The organism is Peribacillus sp. SIMBA_075, assembly GCF_046534585.1.
In genome coordinates this window covers 289,658-312,620 of sequence record NZ_JAWRYN010000001.1, presented here as the reverse complement: position 1 = coordinate 312,620, position 22,963 = coordinate 289,658, and the positions used below count along the sequence as shown (strand labels likewise).

Here is a 22,963-nt window from a genome sequence, read left to right as displayed (position 1 = left end):
AAAAACGAAGTGGTTTGCACCACTTCGTCTTTCATTATCAATTTATTTGGCGTATTCGACTGCTCTTGTTTCACGGATGACCGTGACTTTTATATGACCTGGGTAATCGAGCTCTTCTTCAATCCTTTTTCGGATATCACGAGCGAGTCGATGGGCCGAAAGGTCATCGATTTGCTCTGGTTTCACTAGAATCCGTACTTCTCGTCCGGCTTGAATCGCAAATGATTTTTCCACTCCATCATAGGATTCGGAAATCTCCTCAAGTTTTTCAAGTCTTCTAATGTAATTTTCAAGCGTTTCACTTCTAGCACCCGGTCTTGCAGCTGATAATGCATCAGCGGCAGCCACAAGCACTGAAATGATGGAAGTTGGTTCAGTATCACCATGATGGGAAGCGATGCTGTTAATGACAGTTGGATGCTCTTTATATTTGGTTGCTAATTCAACGCCAATTTCAACGTGACTGCCTTCCACTTCATGATCAATCGCTTTCCCAATATCATGCAATAAACCTGCACGGCGGGCAAGAACTTCATCCTCACCAAGCTCTGCGGCCAGTAAACCTGAAAGCTGGGCCACTTCAATTGAATGCTTAAGTACGTTTTGCCCATAACTTGTACGGAACTTCAAACGTCCTAGTATTTTGATAAGATCTGGATGGAGACCGTGAACTCCAACTTCAAAAGTTGTTTGTTCACCAATTTCACGAATATGTTCATCCACCTCACGTCTTGCCTTGTCAACCATTTCTTCAATTCGAGCCGGATGGATCCGTCCGTCCTGAACAAGTTTTTCAAGAGCCAAGCGTGCCGTTTCCCGTCTAATTGGATCAAATCCAGATAAAATGACAGCTTCAGGAGTATCATCAATAATAAGGTCAATACCTGTTAGCGTTTCTAACGTCCGGATATTTCGTCCTTCACGTCCGATTATCCGTCCTTTCATTTCATCGTTTGGAAGATTCACTACAGAAACGGTGGTTTCTGCAACATGATCAGCCGCACAACGCTGAATGGCAAGAGAAAGAACTTCTTTTGCTTTTTTATCAGCTTCTTCTTTGGCACGGGTATCACTTTCTTTAATCATAAGCGCTACATCGTGAGCCAGTTCGTTTTCCATTCGGTCTATAATGATTGCTTTAGCTTCTTCTCGAGTTAAACCGGAAACACGTTCAAGCTCTGTTTGCTGCTTACGAACCGTCTCTTCCACTTTGCTTTCCATCTCTTCAATATGCTGTTGTCTTTGGTTTAGAGAATCTTCTTTTTTCTCCAAAAGGCTTTCACGTTTGTCTAACGTTTCATCCTTTCGGTCCAGATTCTCTTCTCTTTGCAATAACCGATTTTCTTGTTTTTGTAATTCGTTCCTTCTTTCACGGGATTCCCGATCAGAATCAGAACGAACTTTATGAATTTCATCTTTTGCTTCCAACAAGGCTTCTTTCTTAAGAGCTTCCGCTTCACGTTTTGCATCCTCAAGGATGTGTTCTGCAGAGCCCTTTGCCCCTGCTATTTTACTCTCAAATTTTGATTTGTGAATAAAATAACCAACAACTGCACCGACGATTAGGCCAAGCAAAGTGAAGATGATTGTCATGGGTTCCATCGTTTCACCTCCCCTTGCTATGAACTTTTTACATAAAATGTTGAACTGTCGGCAAGTACATTGCACTAAATTCAATATACAGCACTTAATTTTCAAAATTTTAGTTTGAAAAATTGTAAAATATACATATTAATTGTATAGTTGAGAATTTTTATTGTCAAGCGTTTGTCCCTTATGTATCAATGATTATTCAAGTTTTCTTTATATGAACCACCATTAAGTACAGCATTCATTATGGAAAATGTCTGTAAATCCGTTTTCACAGCCATTTAACCCGCTGGAAATTTCACATTTTTCTCACAATATATAGAAAAGGCCTAAGCTATCAAGCTTAGGCCTTTTCCTACCATTAATCAAGTAATTCAAAATGTTCTTCTGTTTCATTTTCCTCTGGTGGCAATTCATGTTCTCCATCAAGATTATAGTGATCTCTGATTTTCTGAGAAATTTCCAGAGCGATATCCTGATTTTCTTTTAAGAACAGCTTCGCATTTTCGCGGCCTTGTCCGACACGCTCTTCATTATATGAGTACCATGAGCCGCTTTTAAGGACGATATCAAGATCTGCACCCATATCGATGATTTCACCTTCCTGAGAAATCCCTTGACCATACATGATATCAACTTCTGCTTGACGGAATGGAGGGGCAACCTTGTTTTTTACAACTTTGATTTTAGTTTTATTACCGACAATTTCATTACCTTGTTTTAATTGTTCCGCACGACGCACTTCCAGGCGAACAGTTGAATAGAACTTCAATGCCCGGCCTCCCGGAGTCGTTTCTGGGTTCCCAAACATTACACCAATTTTTTCACGGACTTGGTTAATGAAAATGGCAATGGTGTTTGATTTATTAATGGCACCAGACAGTTTTCTAAGTGCCTGAGACATCATCCGTGCTTGAAGACCCATATGGGAATCTCCCATTTCACCTTCGATTTCAGCTTTAGGAACAAGTGCGGCAACCGAATCAATGACTATGATATCTACCGCTCCACTTCGAACTAACGCTTCGGCGATCTCTAAGGCTTGTTCACCCGTATCAGGCTGTGAAAGCAGTAGCTCATCAATATTCACACCAAGTTTTTCTGAATATGCTGGATCTAGAGCATGCTCAGCATCAATGAATGCAGCCGTGCCACCAGTCTTTTGTACTTCTGCAATAGCATGTAATGCAACAGTCGTTTTACCGGAGCTTTCAGGTCCATATATCTCAATGACCCGACCTCTTGGATATCCGCCTACTCCCAATGCTACGTCCAATGCTAAAGAACCGCTTGAAATCGTTGAAATCCTTCGATCAGACTGTTCCCCAAGTTTCATAATAGAACCTTTACCAAATTGTTTTTCAATTTGTTTTAACGCCATATCTAAAGCCGCTTGACGATCACTCACTCAATTTCCTCCTCTATATTCAAATAATCGGCTGTCCGATTAAAGGTTTTCTAACGTTAGCAATTATTTGAGATCAAGGTTGTATCCTGTCTCAAAACCTATCTTTACTATATACTCTTTTTACTATTTTGCCAAGCAAAAAGTCGAACATTCATTCGTTTTTTTCTTTCGGGATATTCTTTATAAAAAACCATTTTATCTTGAGGAAATCCCCATTTCCATTCACATACTCACTTTAAAAACTTTTTTCTTTGAATTAACTTTTTTCTTTTTCCCCGTTTTTTCAAGAAACAAACTTTTTCAACCAAATAAAAAAGCAGAGCCGTAAAAAGCTCTGCTTCAGCGTTTATAAATCCCTTAACAGGTAATGACAGCCGTACTTCACACTGCGAATACGGTTCTGCGCCCTGCTTCCGGAAAGATTCAATTCTTTGAAATGAGTCTTTCCATCCCGATAAGAAATGCCAACGAATACTGTACCAACAGGCTTGCCTTCCTGTTCATCCGGTCCTGCGACACCCGTAAAGCTTATGCCTACGTCTGCATCGAGCTTTTTCCGGACATTAGAGGCCATTTCCATTGCACACTCACCGCTGACCACCCCGTGCTCTGAGATGGTATCATCACTGACGCTAAGTACATTTGACTTTGCATCATTCGTATAACTGACAATGCCGCCTTTGAAAACTTTACCGGCCCCCGGGATGGTTGTCAGCTGTTCTTGGAACATTCCACCTGTCAAGCTTTCGGCTGCCGCGATTGAAAGTTTGCGGACCGTTAATTCTTTTACAAGTTCCTTTATTAGCGAAGTATTATCACTTCCATAATAGAACTTACCTACCCGGCTAAGGATTTCTTTTTCCGATTCTAAAATAAGCTCTTCGCATTTTTCTTTGGATGAGTCTTTAGCGGTAATCCTTAACGTCACTTCCCCTTCGGCTGCCAGAGGAGCAATTGTCGGATTCGTTTGATTGACAAGAAGATCTTCAATAACCGTTTCCAGTTCGGCTTCACCTATCCCGTAGAACCGAAGAACCTTGGAATCGATTCGTTCGTGCTTATCCAATTTATTCATGATCGATTCATAACCATAACTTAAAAACATCGGCTCCATTTCACTTGGCGGACCAGGTAGAAGCATATATGTAATCCCAGATTTGGACAAGACCATTCCCGGTGCCATGCCATGATCGTTCGCCAACACTTCACTGCCCTCCAATACAAGGGCCTGCTTCTTGTTGTTTTCCGTCATCGGCCGGTCCCGTTTTTGGAAGTAAGCTTCAATGGATTGCAAAGCCTCATCATTAAAAACGAGCTTTTTCCCTATATGGCGAGCAATCGTTTCCTTCGTTAAATCATCTTTGGTAGGTCCTAGTCCACCTGTAAAGACGATCAAGTTCGCCCTTGATTCAGCGATTTCTATAGCTTGTTGTAAACGACGGTCGTTATCCCCGACTACAGTATGGTAAAAAACATTGATTCCCATTTCCGCAAACTGCTGCGATAGGAATCTCCCATTAGTGTTATTGATTTGTCCTAAAAGAAGCTCAGAGCCCACTGCAATGATTTCTGCATCCATCTTTTCAAAACCACCATTCGTTTTACTTGGAATTAACAAATACTTCTTTGTTTTTTATAAAATAATCCAAACCTGACCATATTGTAAAAATCAATGCAATCCATAATGCGATATTAGCAAACGGAAGAGAAATGAGGGCAAATGGAAGGTTATGCAGCAATAATGCCGAAATAGAAACAATTTGTGCCCATGTTTTAATTTTACCAAGCTGGTTCGCTGCAACCACTTCCCCTGTACCCGCCAGTACCAAACGCAAACCGGTCACTGCAAATTCACGACTAATGATCACGATAGCAATCCAAGACTGACCGTACATTAAATCCAGATCAACCAATACAATTAGGGCAGCCGAAACCAGAAGCTTATCAGCCAATGGATCTAAAAATTTCCCTAAATCAGTAATCATATTATATTTCCTGGCAAAATGGCCATCGATCCAATCAGTAGTAGAAGCGATGATAAAGAGGATGGCACCAGCTAAATGTGCCACTGGCAAACTGTATTCTCCCCAAGTCAGCGTCCCCCAAGAAAAAGGAACGAGCATGATGATTAAAAATACTGGTATTAAACAGATTCTTGCTACTGTAATCTTATTAGGCAGATTCAAAACTTTTACCTCCAAAATTTACGCCTGCCTTTAGGGCAATGCGTTATAGATCTAAAATAATGCTTATATGTATAATTTAACTCAAAACCAATCTTATGCCAGGCAGAGCAAAACCCGGTCTTAATATTGTATAGAGAAAAAATAGTCATCTATAAGATGACTATTCGGCTTTCGTAAATTGTATCGTTACCAATTGCGTATTCACTTCAGTCGGTGAAATAGAATACTCCAGCTTCTCATCATTTACAAAAATTTCAGTTTCATACGCTCTGCCAATATTGATGACAGCTTCTTTTTCATTGGTGAAATCAATTTCCTGGCTCTCATTATTGTCGATGGTGCCCTGGAATAGTAATTTACCTTCACCATTTTTTATGCCTACCCATGGTGAGCCTTTGGAAGTCACCTTTAATTTAAAGGTATCCGTATTTTTCAATTCATACGTACTATTTTTACCGCTGGAACTGATGACGGCAAGCTTTTGCTCTTTCTTTTCATCTTTAACATTTGAATCATCTTCATTCTTCTTATCAGATGAATCTGCTTTTACATCATTCTGTTTCTTGTCTGGATTCTCTTTTTCTTCATTAAATCCATCACTTTTATTGTAACCCACGGCTTCGCTCTGTTTAGCGCCCTTTTTATCATCAATATCCGGCTTACTCATATAGTTCGATACCAGGACCCATATCAATACAGCCGCACCAATGACTAAAACGGCAGCCAGGACCTTAGGTAACATTTCTACAACCTTGGAATTCCCTGCCGGCATCGTTTTCCGGGATTGGACCCTTGAAAGCTGTTCTGGCAATTCCTCGCTATAGACTGAAGGCACTTCACTCTTATATTGTTCGAAAATCTCTTCTGAATCCAGCCCGACCGCTTCACAATATTGCTTTATGAATGCCCGTACATAGAACTTTCCAGGCATCATACTGTAATTTCCCTCTTCAATGCCAATCAGGTAACGCTTTTGAATCTTCGTTAATTCCTGTAAATCTTCTAGGCTAAGCCTTTTGGCTTCCCTAGCTTCCTTTAATCGATTACCTAACTCAGTCAAATAAAACACCTGCCATTTTAAAAGTCAAAGGAGCCAAAATTGGACCCTGAAAACTGGTCTTTTTGGTCGACAACTTCATATGTTATTTCTTCATCTGGATTGTTTCGCAATTCAATAATATAATCAAAGTCTTCGAGAGTATACTCCGTATTTTGGACAAAAACATCCGGATGTTCGATGACTTTAACCGCATCAAGCCTCATGATTTCGCGAATCAGCTGCCAATGACGCTCATTTGCACGGCGTGTGGAAACAATTCCATCTAAAATGAACAAATTATCATTATTATATTCATCATCAATAAGCTGACTGCGAATAGTCTGCTTTAAAAGGGTCGATGACACAAACAACCATCTCTTATTAGCACAAACACTCGAGGCTACGATAGATTCAGTTTTTCCGACACGTGGCATACCTCGTATCCCGATTAATTTATGACCTTCCTGTTTAAATAGCTCGGCCAAGAAATCGACAAGTAAGCCTAGTTCATCACGTACAAACCTAAAGGTGTTTTTCTCATCAGCATCGCGCTGAATATACCTTCCATGCCTGACAGCGAGACGGTCACGCAATTTAGGTTCCCTAAGCTTAATGACCTTTATCGTATCCATCGTATGGAGGATTGATTCGAATCTTTCTATGTTACGGCTATCTTTCGCCATCAAAAGTAAACCACGCCTGCCTTCATCGACCCCGTTAATAGTGATGATATTGATGGACAGCATACCCAGCAGGGATGAAATATCCCCTAATAAACCTGGACGGTTGACTTGAATTTCATATTCAAAATACCATTCTTTATTCTCCACGATAACACTCCTTAAGCCTAAAAGCTTTTACCCTAAAATTAGGGGCAAAACTTATCCATCGTAAATTTAAAGGTCTGCACCCATTAGTTATTATTGTCTAGCTTCTATAATATAGCATTTCGTGATAAGTTAAAAGGAAAAACCCTATAAAAAGTATTCATTTTTATATATGGGGATAAATTGTGATCAATATCAATCCAAAGGCCCTGTTAAATAATAACAGGGCCTTTGGATTGATATTTTTTACCTTGTTCCATTGTTCTCGACTAACTTAACCATAACGCTTGCCATGGCATGTTTTTCTTGATCGCTTGCAACTGACCAAAGATCAGCAAGTACTCTCTGTTGTTCATTCTGGGGCTCAACTTGCTTCGCAAGGTAATCACCGATTTCGAAAGCCAAGTCGGTAACAGCACCATCTGACAAACCTTGTTGTTCACCTTGATTTAATCTGTCGCCTAAGAAATTTTTCCATTGATCCCAATTGTCTAGTACAGACATGTATGGTCACCCTTTCCTTTCAAAATAGTACATAGATATTTTGTGAAGGAATCGGGGAAATTATACATGTCTTTAAAAAAATCATGTGTACCATCCACCATTTACTCCTAAAATTTGTCCGGTGATATAAGATGACTTGTCAGAAAGCAAATAGTATACGGCCTCGGCGACTTCTTTTGAATTACCCATCCTGCCCATTGGGATATCACCTTTGATGATTTCCAAGTCTTCTGCACTGAAAGATTCGAGCATGGAAGTGGAAATCGCTCCTGGGGCAACGGCATTCACCCGGATTCCATTAAGGGATACTTCTTTGCTGAGCGCCTTGATAAAAGCATTTTGACTGCCTTTGACCATGGAATATAATACTTCACAGGATGCACCCGTCTGCCCCCAAATCGATGTGACCGCAACAATAGCGGCCTGTTCTTGGTACATCAGCTTCGGAAGCAGTTCCTTTGTTAATTGGAAAGGGCTCGTTACATGCAGCTGGACCATTTCATTTACGATTTTCTCATCCATGTCCGATATGAGCCCATAATAGCTATTCCCACTATTAAGGACGATTGCATGAAGGGCGAAAATATTTTCCGCCAATTTCTTATAGCCGTACGGTGTAGCCAAATCCGCTTGAACAGGAATAAGTTCGACTTGATGAGGCTTCAGTTCTTCAATTAGTTCAAGGACCGCTTCTTCATTACTGTTATAATGTAGATAAAGTGAATAATTCTCCTCGGCGAGCTTTATAGCGATTTCCTTGCCGATTCCTCCGCTGGCTCCAGTAATAAGGGCAAAACGTTTCCCCACATTCCCGCCCCCTTTTATATTATTTAGGATGTACCTGGCAGACAGTCATCCGTTCATCGGATATCAAGTCCTTGGCGATCTCCCTTATATCTTCAATCGTTAGTTTTTCTAAAACCGATACCACATCGAACAAGTTCATATCATTGAATGCGTACCTGGTGAATTGATTCGCTATATATTCCGGCGAATTCAGAGAACGAAGGAAAGAACCGATTTTTTTCTTGATCGTCCTTTGCAGGCTTTCTTCATTCAAGCCGGTTCCGGCTTTAGATTTTTCCAGGATACTAAATAAAGACTCCGTCAATTCATCAGGTTTTGCACTGTCCCCGCCAATTAACGCAAACCCAAAACCTTGCTCCTGAGTATAATCATAAGAGAAGCTTTGATCGATCAACCCTTTCTCGTATAGCTCCTCATGCAATGGTGAACTTTTGCCAAACAGCATTTCCAAATAAATATTAGCCGCCAATTCCCTTTTCAAAAGCTTTAAACCGGTTTGGTTAACATTGATGGCCTTGATGCCCAGCATCACTTTTGGTGTATGAACATTCATTTTTAAGATTTCTTTATCCTTGGCAACGGTTTCCGGCTCTTGATCAAATTTACGTTCCACCTCAGGCTGTTGGTAATAGTCTTTATTATTTTGATTATTCCGAATCAGCTTCATCGTACTTTCGACATCTACCGGTCCTACAATGAATAGGAGCATGTTGCTTGGATGATAAAACGTATTATAACATTCGTAAAGCATATCTTTCGTAATATCAGCAATGGATTCCACAGTACCAGCAATATCAATTTTCACTGGATGATGATGATACATGTTGGCTATCGTCCCGAAATACAGCCTCCAGTCTGAATTATCATCATACATATTGATCTCCTGCCCAATGATTCCTTTTTCCTTCTCTACCGTCTTTTCTGAAAAGTAAGGCTCCTGGACAAAGTCGATTAAGGTCGTTAGATTCCTTTCGAAATCGGACGTGCTTGAAAACAAATAAGCTGTACGGGTGAAAGAAGTAAAAGCATTTGCAGAAGCTCCCTGTTTTGAGAATTGCTGAAAAACATCGCCATCTTCCTTTTCAAAAAGCTTATGTTCAAGAAAATGTGCAATTCCATCAGGTACTTTCGAGAATTCCGTTTGATTCAAGGGTTTGAAATGGTTGTCGATTGAACCATAATTCGTCGTAAACGTTGCAAATGATTTATTGAACCCACTTTTCGGAAGAATATATACTTCGAGGCCATTATCCATTTTTTCATGGAAAAGTTCTTCCTTCAATTGATTGAATGCTATTTTCTCCATTACCCTTGCACCTCCTCTTCTGTTAGAAAATAAATCGTATCAAGCTGAATCTTTTGACCCACTGCAATGATTTCTTCCTTTGTCGTCCGCTCTGTTTTGGCAAACCACTCATCGAGTGATATATCCTGCCCGGAAACCACATTATGATATAAAATTTCCACAAGTCCTCTCGAAACGTCAATGGTTTCAAGGAGTTGGTTCTTAACGACCGCCTTCGTCTGTGCCAGTTCTTCTTCGGAAAAGTTCCCTTGCTTCATTTCCTTCATTTGTGCATGAATGATTTCCAATGCCTGCTTGTAGTTGGCATTTTCAATGCCGGCCATGACCATTAATAGACCTTTATGACTTTCTAGCCTTGAAGCTGCATAATAAGCAAGGCTTGCTTTCTCCCTGACATTAATGAAAAGCTTCGAATGTGAAAATCCGCCAAAAATCCCATTGAATAGCTGAAGAGCATAATAATCCGGATCACCGTATGCAACATGGGTTCGATAACCGATATTCAATTTCCCTTGTTTCACATCCGAGTTTTCAATGATTTCTTTTTCCTTCTCCACTTCATTACCCGTAATCCTTGTCATATTCACCGGCATTCGTTCTTTCAGTGATACATACTTGTCAGCTAGAGCCCCCACTTCTGATTCATCGATGTCACCGATCACATATAAATCGATTTCATCCTCAGTCAGCATTTTTTTATAATAAGCGAAAAGTGACTCAGGCGTTATCGTTTCCAAGTCTTGCAGATTACCGCTAGCTTCTAAAGCATATGGTTCATTTTTGCACATTTCCTCTACAAGCCGTGTTGCTGAATAACGCATTTTATCATCGGAAATGGATTGAATCCGCTGTTTTAAAGAACGGATTTCATTGGAAACGGTTTTGGGGTCAAAGGCTTCGCCATTCTTCTTCGGATTAAAGATCACCTCAGATAATAATCCAAAAGCCTTTTCGAGAAGCGGCGTTGAATCACTAAGGAATTTTTCATTGACGATATCGATCGTGAAACTTATGATTTGATATTCACCTTTTTTAACTACATCGACATAAAACCCAGCCCCGTATAAATCATCAAGATACGAACGAAGCTCGGGTGTTGTAGGATATTTATTTGTATTGCTTTGTAACACATATGGCAACAATGCACGATATGTAACGTCCTCTTTTGTAAGCGGGGCTTTCATTTTCAGCACGAGAGTATTCGTTTTATATTTATCCGTACGGACCACATGAAGCCTGTAGCCGTTTTTTTCCGTAATTGTATCGGAAGCAATAGACATGAATAATCCTCCTCATTATATAAATCACCTTTATTAGCTTATTGTTTGTAGATCGGGACCCTTTTAAACATCTACTTAAAATATACATGTGAAAGGAAAAATCATGCAAGTTACAGCTACTTTTTTTGTTTTATCAGCCCGATCTTTTGCTTAAACAAAAGAAAAAACCGGCCAGCACAGTTTGCTGACCGGTTAAGATAACTTATCTTTTCCCTTTGATGTATGGCTGTCCGGATGCTTTCGGAGCATCTGCACGTCCAATGAAACCTGTTAGTGCAATGATCGTCAGAACATATGGCATAATTAATAAGAAAACGGATGGTATATCTTTTATGAATGGCAGACTGGATCCGACAATGCTTAAACTTTGTGCCAAACCAAAGAATAAAGCAGCTCCCATGGCCCCAAGTGGATTCCATTTACCAAAGATCATTGCGGCAATGGCCATGAAACCTTGCCCATTTATTGTCGTATGACTGAAATCATTCGCAAATAAAGTCGCGTGGATTGCTCCTCCGATACCAGCAAAAGCTCCTGAAAGAAGAACAGCCTGATAACGGATCTTCGTTACATTTACGCCCATTGTATCCGAAGCCATCGGATGTTCCCCTACAGCCCGGAGACGAAGTCCGAATGGAGTTTTAAAAATGATATACCAAACGATAATTGCTACGATAATGGCAAGATATGCAATATAGTAACCATTTGAGAAGAAGATTGGACCAATAAAAGGAATATCACTTAACAAGGGAATATCTATCCTCGGGAAAGTCTCCGTAATTATATCCGTCTGCCCTTTATCATAAATCTTCTTTACTAGAAATAATGTGAGTCCAACCGCCAGTAAGTTAATAGCAACCCCACTTACCGTTTGGTCCGCTCGGAATGTTATCGATGCCACTGCATGAAGAGCTGAAAATAGCAGGGAAGCAAGCATGGCGACAACAACGGATAGCCATGGTGTCCAAACTCCAAAAACATCTGCATACATCAAGTTAAAAACGATTCCTGTGAAAGCCCCAATTACCATTAACCCTTCTAACCCTATATTGATAACACCAGACCGTTCAGAAAACACACCACCAAGCGCAGTGAAAATCAGCGGGGCAGCATAAGCAATCATGGACGGAATGATGATTTGTAACACTTGATAAAAGTCCACTTATTTCGCCCCCTTCTTAAAGCGTTGCACAATCCAACGAATAAAATAACTTGATGCAACAAAGAATATGATTAATGCTATGACAATATCAACAATTTCACTTGGAATCCCGGTCTCCAATGGCATATTGATTGCCCCTGCTTTAAGACCACCGAACAAGAAAGCAGCTAACACGACCCCAATCGCTGAGTTGCCTCCTAGTAAGGCGACCGCAATCCCGTCAAAGCCGATTCCCGTGAATCCACCTTTAATGGCTGCATAGCCGAAAGTGCCTAAGCCTTCCATAGCTCCAGCAAGTCCTGCAAACGCACCAGAAATGACCATAGATAGAATAATATTTTTGTTTACGCTCATACCCGAATATTCCGAAGCCTGTTGATTAAACCCAACAGCTTTTAATTCAAAACCGGTTTTTGTTTTTTCCAGGATGAACCACATGATAAATACACAAATGATCGCTATAAAGATTCCCCAGTGAAGACGGGAGAAGTCTGTTAAACTCTCAAAAAATGGAGAACGAAGAGAAGCTGTTTCAGCAATCCGTTCAGTTTTGTCCTGGTTATCAGAAATAACATTTTGAATTAAATAATTCGTTACATATAAAGCAGTGTAATTAAGCATGATGGATACAATTACTTCGTGCACACGGAATTTAGCTTTCAAATACCCAGGAATAAAAGCCCATAGAGACCCAGCTGCAGCACCAGCAAGTACTGCTAATGGTAAGTGAATGATCTTAGGAAGATCAAAAGCTACACCGCCCCAAACCGCTGCAAGCCAACCTACAATTAATTGACCCTCTACTCCAATATTGAACAGTCCTGTCCTAAAGGCGAAGGCAACGGCTAAACCAGCAAGAATATAAGGAATGATCGTCCTTAAGGTTTCTCCAGCATAGTAGGAATCACCTAGGATTCCCGCTAACATTGCTCCATAACCTGCAACCGGATTATACCCACTGACCAACATGATAATGGCACCGGCGAGCAATCCGAGTATGACAGCAAATAATGGACTCGTTAACTTATAAAAATATTTAGACATTCTCTCTTTCACCTGCTTCCGAACGCTTACTTCCAGCCATTAATAATCCCAATTCCTGTTCTGTTGTTTCTTTAGGATCAACTATTGCAACGATTTCCCCTTCATAAATAACAGCGATTCGATCACTGACATTCATTATTTCATCTAATTCAAAAGATATGAGAAGTACAGCTTTCCCCGCATCACGCTGTTCAATCAATCGACGATGGATGAACTCGATTGCACCAACATCCAATCCACGTGTGGGCTGTGCTGCAATTAGTAAATCAGGATTCCGGTCGACTTCACGCCCGATAATTGCCTTTTGCTGATTACCGCCTGATAGTGCCCGTGCCGGTGTATATTCATTAGGGGTCCTGACATCATATTCTTTTATGATAGTACGAGCTTTTTCGAATATTTTCTTCGAATGTAAAATGCCTCCCGTTGAAAAAGGCTCTTGATAATAAGTTTGTAGCACGATATTTTCCCCAATGCTGAAATCAAGGACAAGACCATGTTTATGACGGTCTTCAGGTATATGTCCTACTCCAGATTCGGTGATTTTACGCGGTTTCATATTTTGTATTTGTTTTCCGTTTAATGTTATAGTACCTGAAGCTACTTTCTTCAATCCCGTAAGTGCTTCGATAAGTTCAGATTGTCCGTTCCCATCCACTCCGGCAATACCGATAATTTCACCGGCACGAACTGATAGGTCAAGGTTATGAACGGCTGATACACCACGGGAATCCTTCACTTCCAGATTCTTCACTTCTAAAACGACTTCTTGCGGAATTGCTACCGATTTATCTGTTTTAAAAACCACATCCCGTCCAACCATTAAACTGGCTAGTTCATCAGGATTTGTATCCTTTACGTTCACTGTACCTATACCTTTACCTTTTCTAATAACCGTGACTCGGTCGCAAACTTCCATAATTTCTTTTAACTTATGTGTAATCAGGATAATCGACTTTCCTTCTTTAATAAGAGCTTTCATAATTGTTATTAACTCTTTTATTTCCTGTGGTGTCAAAACCGCAGTAGGTTCATCAAAAATCAGAATTTCAGCACCACGGTACAAGGTTTTCAAAATCTCTACTCTTTGTTGCATCCCCACCGATATATCCGCAATTTTCGCATCTGGATCTACGCTTAAATGATATCGTTCAGAAAGTTCCCTTACCTCTTCACTCGCTCCTTTTACATTAACTTTTCCATATTTCGATGGTTCTTTTCCTAGAATGATATTTTCGGTAACTGTAAATGGATCAACCAGCATAAAATGCTGATGCACCATCCCAATTCCGAGGTCATTGGCAACATTCGGACTTGTAATCTGAACAATCTGCTCATTTACTCGGATTTCTCCCTGTTCTGGTTGATATAATCCGAAAAGCACATTCATGAGCGTGGATTTACCAGCTCCATTTTCACCTAGCAATGCGTGAATTTCCCCTTTTTTCACTTGAAGGGTTATATTATCATTTGCAATAATACCAGGAAATTCTTTGCGTATATTAAGCATCTCAATTACATGTTCCACGTATAATCAACTCCTATAGAAATGAGGATTCTGATACCTAACTAGGAGATATGATAAATTCCTAATAGTTCTCATTAATTGGTTTTCTTTTATAAAAAACCAAATGAAAAACTACAAACTTTTTCATAGTCTTTCATTCGGCTTTTTTTCAGTATGAAAAGGATTTGAAGGCCTTTGACAGGCCTTCTTCTCTCCTTATCATGTTATGCTTGAATTATTTAAATCCTAATTCCTTCAACTCTTTTTCTGTTCCAGGAGTTTTTTGTTCACCAGATTTAATTTTTTTAACATATTCTTCAACCGCTTTTAATGATTCCTTGGTTACATTTTCTTGAGATTTTGAAATCATGATTCCGTTTTCTTCAAGACCATATTCAATGGTTTCTCCACCAGGGAAGTTACCCTCTTTTGTCTTTTTCGCTAAATCTTGTACTGCTACATCCACTCGTTTTACCATGGAAGTCAAAGTGACATTGTAGTCCTTGCCATTGACTTTCAATGCGCCTTCTTCTTTTTGGTCACGGTCTACCCCGATAACCCAAATGTCTTTTTTAGGATCTTTTTTCTTCAATTCCTTAGCAGATGTGAAGACGCCGTTTCCAGTTCCGCCAGCTGCTTGGTAAATGATATCAATTCCTGAAGAATACATGTTGTTGGCCATTTGTTGTCCTTTTGCCGCATCACCAAACGATCCTGCATATTGTGCTGTAATTTTTGCATTAGGATTAACAGAGAGAACACCAGCTTTAAAGCCTACTTCAAATTTCTTAATTAGTTTAGAATCCACACCACCGATGAAGCCAACTTTATCCGATTTTGTCTGCAAGCCAGCAATAACACCTACTAGGAATGAACCTTGCTGTTCTTTAAAAACGATGCTTGCTACGTTATCTTGTTTAACAACACTATCAACGATCGCAAAATGAGATTTAGGACGCTGTGTTGCTACTTCATCAACAGATTCGGCTAATGCATAGCCGATAGCGTAGATAAGATTGTAATCTTCTTTAACAAGAGTATTTAGGTTCGTCGTATACTCGGAATCTGATTTTGACTGAAGGTAATTATAGCCGTCTTTTCCTTTTTCCAATCCATTGTCTTTTCCAAACGCCTGAAGGCCTTCCCAAGCAGATTGGTTGAAGGATTTGTCATCGATACCACCAATATCGGTTACCATCGATACTGTGAAGTTATCTTTTTTGTCTTTTCCATTTGAAGATTTTTTATCATCATTCTCTGAATTACCACATGCTCCTAGTAGCGTTCCAGCTGCAAGAACAAGTGAAAGAGCTAGGCCTAATTTGCGCTTTTTCAAATTTTTATCCCCCTAAAATACATAGTTTTTTGAGCAGGAATGTTCTGAAAAGTCATTCATGTTGGCGTTTTCACTTCTCTTTAAATTTTTTTTGCAAGCGCTTGACCGACTTTTAAGGAATCGAACAAACGCTTGCATTCACCGTATGCAGACTAAAAGGACTACACACGTTTACGAAGGACATGAAAACTGAACATATTGGCTTTAAAGTAGTTAACAGAATACAGGATAGGCTGGTCCCAATCATCCAGATGCATCTGCTTTAGAACGAGGAGTGCGGCTTCTGGCGAACATTTAAGGATAGGAGAAACCTTCTCATGATATCCAATAGGCTCAATCTCTGCTACGGCATGCGTAATTTTTCGATTCGCATCTCTTTCCAAAATATCAAAAAGAGACTCATCATTACGGTCAAAATTTTCTGATAGTATTGATTCAGGAATTTTGTCAACACAGTAGACAACTGGTTCGCCATTCGCTGTCCTTACACGTTCAATGATGACGATGCGTTCATCTGGTGAACAAGAAAACCTTTGTATATCCTCTTCTGTAGCTTCTTGGGTCGTCGAGCTTAAGAAAATCGTACCCGGCTTCATTCCTGCCTCTTCAATCATGTTCGTGACACTTTTTAATTGCTCGATACCTGAAGTGAAGCGAGGTTTTGGATTGACAAAGGTCCCAACTCCATGGCGGCGAATGATGACGTTTTCTTCTTCTAAAATTCGCAGCGCTTCTCGAAGTGTCGCCCTACTCACTCCCAATTTTTTTGCAAGATCGAATTCTGAAGGGAATTTTTCATTTTCCTGATAGACTCCTGCTTCAATATCCTGCTTCAGGTAATCAATGACCTGCAAATATAAATGTCGACTATCTGATTTTATTGACATACAGTTTCCCCCAGCTAATTTCTTAAGACATCAGACCTCTGATGTTGAATCATTCCTACTAATCGAAAATAATATAACATTTTTTTTGATATAAATAAATAGTGTTTTACTATTTACTTTAAAAGAATTTAGGATAAATTACCCTCCTCTATGTCTTTCCGTCTAGGGATGGCCGCGAAAGTTGTACGATTATTCTCCTAAATCAGATATTTTTTTTTTGAAAATGCAAGATGAATGCAGCCAGCTTTCTTTTCAAGGCACCGTTTTCCTGTATAATAAGATTTATCTTCTTTGAAGGGATGTACACATGATGTTAAAGATTACAGAATACACGATTGAAAAATTGAATGATCCATTCGGAATTTTAACCGGGGAGCGTTACGAGTTGTTCTTGGATATTGAAGTGCCGGAAGAGGATGAGCTCTTTTCGGAAAATGGTTTATATATCCGGGTACTTTTTGTAGTGGAAGAACAAATAGGCAAGCTGATTAAATATGATATTTTTGAAAAAGGGAACGAAGCCGCACTCGAATTCGATTTAGAGGAAGATGAAGAAGCGATGATTTCCGACTTCTGTCTTAAACATTTAGATGAGGCGATGAAGAATTAAAAAACCGGGCAGCCGCCCGGTTTTTTTCCTATGATAAATGCGCTTCATCCTGTTCATCTTTAGTGACCAATACATTTCGTGGCTTACTGCCTTCATATGGCCCGACAATTCCCCTCGTTTCCATTTCATCAATCAATCTTGCTGCCCGCGTGTAGCCAATCCGGAAACGGCGCTGCAGCATGGAAACGGATGCGGTCTGCATTTCTATGATCAAGGACACGGCATCCCCGTATAAACTATCTTCGACTTCACCATTTGAAGTTTCTGCAATTTCATCAGGTATCATCTCTTCGTTATATTGGGCTTTTTGTTGTGAAATGACATATGTGACAACTTCCTCGACTTCATTGTCGGATAAAAAGGCCCCTTGGACGCGAACGGGTTTAGAAGCTCCTGCAGGCAGGAAGAGCATGTCACCCCGCCCTAACAGTTTTTCGGCACCGCCCATGTCCAGGATCGTTCTCGAATCGGTCATTGATGAGACACTAAAAGCAATCCGAGATGGGATGTTCGCTTTAATGACCCCTGTAATAACATCTACGGAAGGCCGCTGAGTGGCTATTATCAAATGGATGCCTGCAGCCCTTGCCATTTGCGCAAGCCGTGTTATGGCATCCTCAACATCATTCGAGGCGACCATCATCAAATCTGCCAGCTCATCGACAATGACTACGATATAGGGCAGGAGCGGTTGCTTTGCATCTTCTTCAATGTTATATCGGTTAATATAATCGTTGTAACCTTCAATATTACGCGTACCAGAATGTGAAAATAGCTCATAGCGCCTTTCCATTTCACTAACTACTTTTTGCAAGGCCTGTGCAGCTTTCTTTGGATTTGTCACTACAGGTGCGAGTAAGTGGGGAATTCCATTATAGACATTAAGCTCCACCATTTTTGGATCGATCATCATCATTTTCACTTCATGCGGTTTTGCCCTCATCAAGATACTCGTGATAATTCCGTTGATACAAACGGATTTTCCGCTGCCCGTAGCTCCGGCTACTAGTAAATGCGGCATTTTATTGAGCTCCGCCTTAACCGCTTCACCAGAAATATTCCGCCCTAGGCCTATTTGCAGTTTTGCATCAGGCTTGTCAACTTCTTTGGCCTCCAACACTTCCCTTAATGACACCATCGCCACTTCGGAGTTAGGAACTTCAATTCCTATAGCCGATTTACCGGGAATCGGCGCTTCGATCCTAATATCCTTCGCGGCCAGTGCAAGGGCTAAGTCATCGGAAAGGCTGACAATCTTACTTACCTTCACCCCTACATCCGGATGCACTTCATATTTGGTTACGGCTGGGCCTAAATGCACTTGAGTGACCCTCGCTTTCACTCCAAAGCTATGAAATGTCCGTTCAAGCTTTGCCGCATTTTCATGGATCAATTGGTACTCTCCGCTTTGGTCCGTTTTTTTGGGCTGTAATAATAATGAAAGCGGCGGTAAAAGATATTCTTTATTTTCCACTTCAGTAAAATTCATAGGCGGAACGGCATCTTCCTGCTCTTCTGCAGTTTCAGCTGCAGGTTCCGTCGCAACCGGAATTACTTCAGTTTCGTCGCTATAGGCTTTATCAGCAAAGCTGGAAATGATCCGTTCCGTCGCCATTTGCTGTGTCTCCTCTTCTTGATGAAGGGGCTGATCCGTTTCTTCCTCCGGATCTTTTTCTCGTTTCTTCTTTTTTACGGGTTTTTTTTTCTTTTCTTTTTTGTCTTCATTCCACGTTTTCATATCAACACTGAATTCAGACCATTGCTTACTGAAAAAACCGCCAAGACTCATGAAAAACTTCCCGAGGGCTTCACCTAAAGTTTTCCCGGTCAATAATACAGCACCTACAATGATAAAAAGGAATGAGATGATTTTCGATCCAGCTTCGTCGAATAAAAAGTATGAGGAAGCGAATAATATCGCTCCAATCATACCGCCCCCGAGGTCCTTTGTGCTGGCCTTGCCGGTCACTTCCATCCAAAATAGTTCCCATGTATTCGAAATGACGCTGGGCTTCGTAAACGGGCCCCCATCTGCAAGCATGTTAAACAGCGTCACATGACTTAGTAAGAGCATGCTCGCGACAAGGAAGTACATCCCGATGAATTGCCGTTTCAACAGGAAAGGGACCTCCCTCCTTATCATCAAATAGAACCCAGCTGCAATCGCTCCCAACAAAAAGAGGATATACCATTCCCCCATGAAGAAGCGGATTAAAAAGACCGTCCCTTTTCCAACTGCTCCTAGCTTGGCAATGGCAATGATGGCCAAACCTATTAAAGTGAGGCCGATCAATTCATATTTAAGCGTTATTTTTAACTTCTCTGTACTTTTCTTTTTTCTGCGTTTCTTCTTTGCCATAATATCACCTGATTCTTCATGAAACTATTCTAACTTTCCTATTCAACATCACAACATGATTTCCCTTCACGAAACAAACGTTCGCTTATTGATTATACCAAATAAATATGTCCCTGTCCTTGATATATGTACCATTTCTTCTTAAGGCTGACAATTTGCCAGTATAATGAATAAAGCAGCCAAGCGGCTGCTGATTTTCATTCCAGTATATCATAATTTACCTCAGTTAGTCGTTTTTACTAGGTACTCATATGTTCGAACACATTGATGACAGCTCCCGGCTGAATGTGTACATTCATATAATCTTCTGGATCCGTGCTCACAATTCGATCAATGCGAAACGTGCGTCCACCGTCATGTTCAACCATAACATGTACACCATTATAAATCATTTCTATTAAGTTTGCCGTCTTTTCATGGTGATGAGGGAAAATGACATCGTCAGGAACGATCGTATAAAGCGTCATTGCAGAAGCCCCTCCCCTTCCCCAGCTATTTTTGGCCTTCTTTCATCCATGAAGCTATTTAGTTTTCTCATGGCCTGGCCCACTCCTCCTACATCATCGATCATACCTATTTCAACTGCCTCGGCCCCGATTACATTCGTGCCTATATCACGGGTTAAATTTCCTTTAGCAAACATTAAATCCTTAAAACTTTCTTCCGTAACATTGGAATGCCGCGTAACAAACTTAATGACTCTTTCTTGCATTTTATCCAAGTATTCAAAGGTTTGAGGCACGCCAATGACTAGACCTGTCAAACGAATGGGATGAATCGTCATCGTTGCTGTTTCTGCTATATAGGAATGATCACACGAAACTGCAATCGGGACACCGATTGAATGACCTCCCCCAAGCACAATCGAGACAGACGGCTTGGACAGTGAAGCCAGCATCTCTGCGATGGCCAGTCCCGCTTCGACATCTCCTCCAACTGTATTTAAAATGACAAGAAGCCCCTCAATATTGGGATTTTGTTCAATTGCCACAATTTGTGGAATAACATGTTCATATTTGGTCGTTTTATTTTGAGGCGGCAGCTGCATATGTCCTTCAATTTGTCCAATGATTGTTAAGCAATGGATTTTTGAGTCCTGAGATAGTTGCGGGACATTAGTAGCCCCCAGCTGCTGGATCTTTTCGACTAAAGTTGAATTCTTACCTTCCTGCCGGCCTTCGTTTTCATTTGGTAATGGTGCATTATCCACTATGCCAACCCCTTTCTTCTTAGCCTATAGCTTTATTATGTCTCGAGTCTCGGACTTCATTCTTCAAGATATAAGAGGTTTGAATCGAAAAAAAAGAACCCCTGACGAATCAGGGGTTCTTTACTTAATATTCCATGATGATTGGTAAAATCATTGGACGGCGTTTCGTTTTTTCATAGAAGAATTGGTTCAATGCATCACGCATTTCCTGCTTCAAAGTGGACCAATCGAAGGGTTGGCGCGATCCATTTTTTTTCACGATTTCACTTACTATTTCAGTTGCTTCCCCAATCATTTTTTCTGATTCGCGTACATAAACGAATCCCCTTGTAATGATTTCAGGTCCTGCTGCAATGCTTTTATCCTGACGGTTCAATGTGACGACTACAATCAAAATGCCATCCTGGGATAACAAGCGACGATCACGAAGAACGATATTACCAACATCTCCAACACCACTGCCATCTATCAAGATATTTCCTGCAGAAACTTTGCCGGATAGACCCATTTTATTGCCCTTTAGTTCGATGACATCACCTTTTTCGGCAATTATGATGTTTTCCCGTTTAATCCCTGCGGCAATCCCAACTTTTTGATGGGCATATAATTGGCGGTATTCCCCATGTACTGGGATAAAGAATTTAGGATTCATCAAATTGATCATCATTTTCAGTTCTTCCTGGCTGCCGTGCCCCGTTACATGCACTTTATATTTATTAGCAGATACCACTTCCGCACCTACCCTGTACAGCAAATCGACGGTTTTTGATAAGATAAGTTCGCCGCCCTGAAGTGGTGATGCACTGATTAGAACTGTGTCTCCCTTTTTGATCGTTACCTGCTTATGAGTCTGTTTTGCCATTTTTTGAAGGGCTGCAATTGGCTCCCCCTGATGACCTGTCGATAACACGACGATTTCACGGTCGTCATACTGGCTAATTTCATTAATTGGGATGATCAGCTCTTCTTCGACCTTCAGGTAGCCAAGATTCAAGGCTGTTTCATAAACGCGTTGCAGACTTTTTCCTACCACTGCAACTTTCCTGCGACTTGCAGACGCTGCATTGAAGACATGCTGAATCCGGTTGATGTTAGAAGCGAAGCACGCAACGATGATCCTTCCGGAGGCAGCAAGGAAAGCCTCTGTAATATCTCTGGCCACAACTGCTTCTGATGGCGTGTAACCTGGCCTCTCAGCACCCGTACTATCCGAAAGCAAGCATAGGACACCTTCTTCACCTATACTAGCCATTTTACCGATTTCGGGTTTATAAAGACCGGTCGCAGCTTGGTCAAATTTGAAATCCCCTGTATATACGATTGCACCTTCACGCGTGTGGATCACGACTCCGACAGAATCAGGGATACTATGGTTAGTCCGGAAAAAAGACACGGCTGCTTGAGGGAAACTTAAAAGAGAATCGGAATCGATTTCAGTAAATGTTGCCCTGCCGTTAAAGCCATCTTCCTTTAATTTGGTTTTGATTAAAGCAAGTGTAAGCTTTGTTCCATAAACAGGAACCGGTAAGTATTTCAAAACATAAGCAAGAGCTCCCATATGGTCTTCATGACCATGTGTAATGAATATCCCCTGCACCCGTTCCTTATTATCCATCAAATATGATATATCAGGAATAACCGCATCGATTCCCAGCATTTCCTCTTCTGGCAGCATTAACCCTGCATCAAGAAGATAGATGTCATCATTCACCTCAACGACGTACATATTTTTACCAAGTTCCCCTTGTCCTCCAAGAGAAATGACTTTTATCCCATTATTTTTATCTTTACCCAATCGAATATCCTCCTTAAAAAATCCCGTTCATAATTTCCCAATGATTTCATTATAACTGATGTTCAAAAAACATGACAACACTTACCATTTTCAGAGGGACTTTTTC

20 protein-coding genes are annotated in these 22,963 nt (G+C 40.6%); 1 reads left to right on the top strand and 19 read right to left on the bottom strand.

Going from position 1 to position 22,963, the window contains the following annotated elements; translation table 11 throughout:
• Nucleotides 1-42 precede the first annotated feature (42 nt).
• The 15 genes from rny to SB775_RS01485 all read right to left on the bottom strand — a co-directional run bounded on the left by rny (nt 43) and on the right by SB775_RS01485 (nt 16,883).
• Nucleotides 43-1,602 carry a ribonuclease Y gene (gene rny, locus SB775_RS01555; protein WP_061462475.1) on the bottom strand — a complete coding sequence of 520 codons (1,560 nt, stop codon included), beginning with the start codon at nt 1,600-1,602 and terminating at the stop codon, nt 43-45.
• 349 nt (nt 1,603-1,951) lie between these two features.
• On the bottom strand, nt 1,952-2,998 hold the full coding sequence (gene recA / locus SB775_RS01550; protein ID WP_061462474.1) for a recombinase RecA: 1,047 nt from the start codon (nt 2,996-2,998) through the stop codon (nt 1,952-1,954).
• A 346-nt stretch (nt 2,999-3,344) separates the two neighbouring features.
• The gene (locus tag SB775_RS01545) at nt 3,345-4,577 is read right to left on the bottom strand and encodes a competence/damage-inducible protein A (RefSeq protein ID WP_410860328.1); all 1,233 of its coding nucleotides are present in this window, start codon (nt 4,575-4,577) and stop codon (nt 3,345-3,347) included.
• Between the two features lie 22 nt (nt 4,578-4,599).
• Nucleotides 4,600-5,184: a CDP-diacylglycerol--glycerol-3-phosphate 3-phosphatidyltransferase gene (gene pgsA / locus SB775_RS01540; protein WP_034313524.1), complete on the bottom strand. Its 585-nt coding sequence runs from the start codon at nt 5,182-5,184 to the stop codon at nt 4,600-4,602.
• A gap of 160 nt (nt 5,185-5,344) precedes the next feature.
• Nucleotides 5,345-6,253 carry a helix-turn-helix domain-containing protein gene (locus tag SB775_RS01535; protein WP_410860327.1) on the bottom strand — a complete coding sequence of 303 codons (909 nt, stop codon included), beginning with the start codon at nt 6,251-6,253 and terminating at the stop codon, nt 5,345-5,347.
• A gap of 8 nt (nt 6,254-6,261) precedes the next feature.
• The gene (locus SB775_RS01530; protein WP_061462471.1) at nt 6,262-7,053 is read right to left on the bottom strand and encodes a DUF3388 domain-containing protein; all 792 of its coding nucleotides are present in this window, start codon (nt 7,051-7,053) and stop codon (nt 6,262-6,264) included.
• A 243-nt stretch (nt 7,054-7,296) separates the two neighbouring features.
• Entirely contained in the window at nt 7,297-7,554 is a 258-nt protein-coding gene (locus tag SB775_RS01525; RefSeq protein ID WP_061462470.1) for a DUF3243 domain-containing protein, read from the bottom strand.
• 81 nt (nt 7,555-7,635) lie between these two features.
• Nucleotides 7,636-8,361 (bottom strand): elongation factor P 5-aminopentanone reductase, encoded by a 726-nt coding sequence (ymfI, locus tag SB775_RS01520; RefSeq protein ID WP_089364413.1) that lies wholly within the window; start codon nt 8,359-8,361, stop codon nt 7,636-7,638.
• A gap of 19 nt (nt 8,362-8,380) precedes the next feature.
• A complete protein-coding gene (gene yfmH, locus SB775_RS01515; RefSeq protein WP_410860326.1) occupies nt 8,381-9,667 on the bottom strand; it encodes an EF-P 5-aminopentanol modification-associated protein YfmH in 1,287 nt (428 codons plus the stop codon).
• Entirely contained in the window at nt 9,667-10,947 is a 1,281-nt protein-coding gene (gene yfmF, locus SB775_RS01510; protein ID WP_410860325.1) for an EF-P 5-aminopentanol modification-associated protein YfmF, read from the bottom strand. Before yfmF ends, yfmH begins: the two co-directional genes overlap by 1 nt.
• Before the next feature lie 202 nt (nt 10,948-11,149).
• Nucleotides 11,150-12,109 (bottom strand): ABC transporter permease, encoded by a 960-nt coding sequence (locus SB775_RS01505; RefSeq protein WP_089364410.1) that lies wholly within the window; start codon nt 12,107-12,109, stop codon nt 11,150-11,152.
• Nucleotides 12,110-13,153: an ABC transporter permease gene (locus SB775_RS01500; protein ID WP_410860324.1), complete on the bottom strand. Its 1,044-nt coding sequence runs from the start codon at nt 13,151-13,153 to the stop codon at nt 12,110-12,112.
• Nucleotides 13,146-14,681 (bottom strand): ABC transporter ATP-binding protein, encoded by a 1,536-nt coding sequence (locus SB775_RS01495; RefSeq protein ID WP_089364408.1) that lies wholly within the window; start codon nt 14,679-14,681, stop codon nt 13,146-13,148. Before SB775_RS01495 ends, SB775_RS01500 begins: the two co-directional genes overlap by 8 nt.
• A 214-nt stretch (nt 14,682-14,895) precedes the next feature.
• A complete protein-coding gene (locus SB775_RS01490; protein WP_410860323.1) occupies nt 14,896-15,996 on the bottom strand; it encodes a BMP family lipoprotein in 1,101 nt (366 codons plus the stop codon).
• A 161-nt stretch (nt 15,997-16,157) separates the two neighbouring features.
• Complete coding sequence (locus tag SB775_RS01485) at nt 16,158-16,883, bottom strand: GntR family transcriptional regulator (RefSeq protein ID WP_061462463.1); 726 nt, start codon at nt 16,881-16,883, stop codon at nt 16,158-16,160.
• A gap of 310 nt (nt 16,884-17,193) precedes the next feature.
• On the opposite strand from SB775_RS01485, the gene SB775_RS01480 reads away from it, so the two are divergent.
• Nucleotides 17,194-17,493, top strand: coding sequence for a DUF6509 family protein (locus tag SB775_RS01480; protein ID WP_089364431.1), 300 nt, complete (start codon nt 17,194-17,196; stop codon nt 17,491-17,493).
• A 28-nt stretch (nt 17,494-17,521) separates the two neighbouring features.
• Here the strand turns inward: SB775_RS01480 and SB775_RS01475 are convergent, their stop codons facing one another.
• From SB775_RS01475 to SB775_RS01460, 4 genes are all read right to left on the bottom strand, one after another.
• On the bottom strand, nt 17,522-19,852 hold the full coding sequence (locus SB775_RS01475) for a DNA translocase FtsK (protein WP_089364406.1): 2,331 nt from the start codon (nt 19,850-19,852) through the stop codon (nt 17,522-17,524).
• A gap of 239 nt (nt 19,853-20,091) precedes the next feature.
• Nucleotides 20,092-20,319 carry a YlzJ-like family protein gene (locus SB775_RS01470; protein ID WP_061462460.1) on the bottom strand — a complete coding sequence of 76 codons (228 nt, stop codon included), beginning with the start codon at nt 20,317-20,319 and terminating at the stop codon, nt 20,092-20,094.
• Complete coding sequence (locus SB775_RS01465) at nt 20,316-21,062, bottom strand: ClpP family protease (protein ID WP_061462459.1); 747 nt, start codon at nt 21,060-21,062, stop codon at nt 20,316-20,318. The genes SB775_RS01470 and SB775_RS01465 overlap by 4 nt, the downstream gene beginning before the upstream one ends.
• A 124-nt stretch (nt 21,063-21,186) precedes the next feature.
• On the bottom strand, nt 21,187-22,857 hold the full coding sequence (locus tag SB775_RS01460; protein WP_410860322.1) for a ribonuclease J: 1,671 nt from the start codon (nt 22,855-22,857) through the stop codon (nt 21,187-21,189).
• Nucleotides 22,858-22,963: the final 106 nt, after the last annotated feature.

Excerpts from the sequence above, each read along its gene's own strand:
- SB775_RS01485 (WP_061462463.1), bottom strand. The coding sequence starts at position 16,883 with ATGTCAATAAAATCAGATAGTCGACATTTATATTTGCAGGTCATTGAT.
- SB775_RS01475 (WP_089364406.1), bottom strand. The coding sequence starts at position 19,852 with ATGGCAAAGAAGAAACGCAGAAAAAAGAAAAGTACAGAGAAGTTAAAA.
- yfmF (WP_410860325.1), bottom strand. The coding sequence starts at position 10,947 with ATGTCTATTGCTTCCGATACAATTACGGAAAAAAACGGCTACAGGCTT.
- yfmH (WP_410860326.1), bottom strand. The coding sequence starts at position 9,667 with ATGGAGAAAATAGCATTCAATCAATTGAAGGAAGAACTTTTCCATGAA.
- SB775_RS01480 (WP_089364431.1), top strand. The coding sequence starts at position 17,194 with ATGTTAAAGATTACAGAATACACGATTGAAAAATTGAATGATCCATTC.
- rny (WP_061462475.1), bottom strand. The coding sequence starts at position 1,602 with ATGGAACCCATGACAATCATCTTCACTTTGCTTGGCCTAATCGTCGGT.
- SB775_RS01470 (WP_061462460.1), bottom strand. The coding sequence starts at position 20,319 with ATGACGCTTTATACGATCGTTCCTGACGATGTCATTTTCCCTCATCAC.
- SB775_RS01525 (WP_061462470.1), bottom strand. The coding sequence starts at position 7,554 with ATGTCTGTACTAGACAATTGGGATCAATGGAAAAATTTCTTAGGCGAC.
- SB775_RS01500 (WP_410860324.1), bottom strand. The coding sequence starts at position 13,153 with ATGTCTAAATATTTTTATAAGTTAACGAGTCCATTATTTGCTGTCATA.
- SB775_RS01545 (WP_410860328.1), bottom strand. The coding sequence starts at position 4,577 with ATGGATGCAGAAATCATTGCAGTGGGCTCTGAGCTTCTTTTAGGACAA.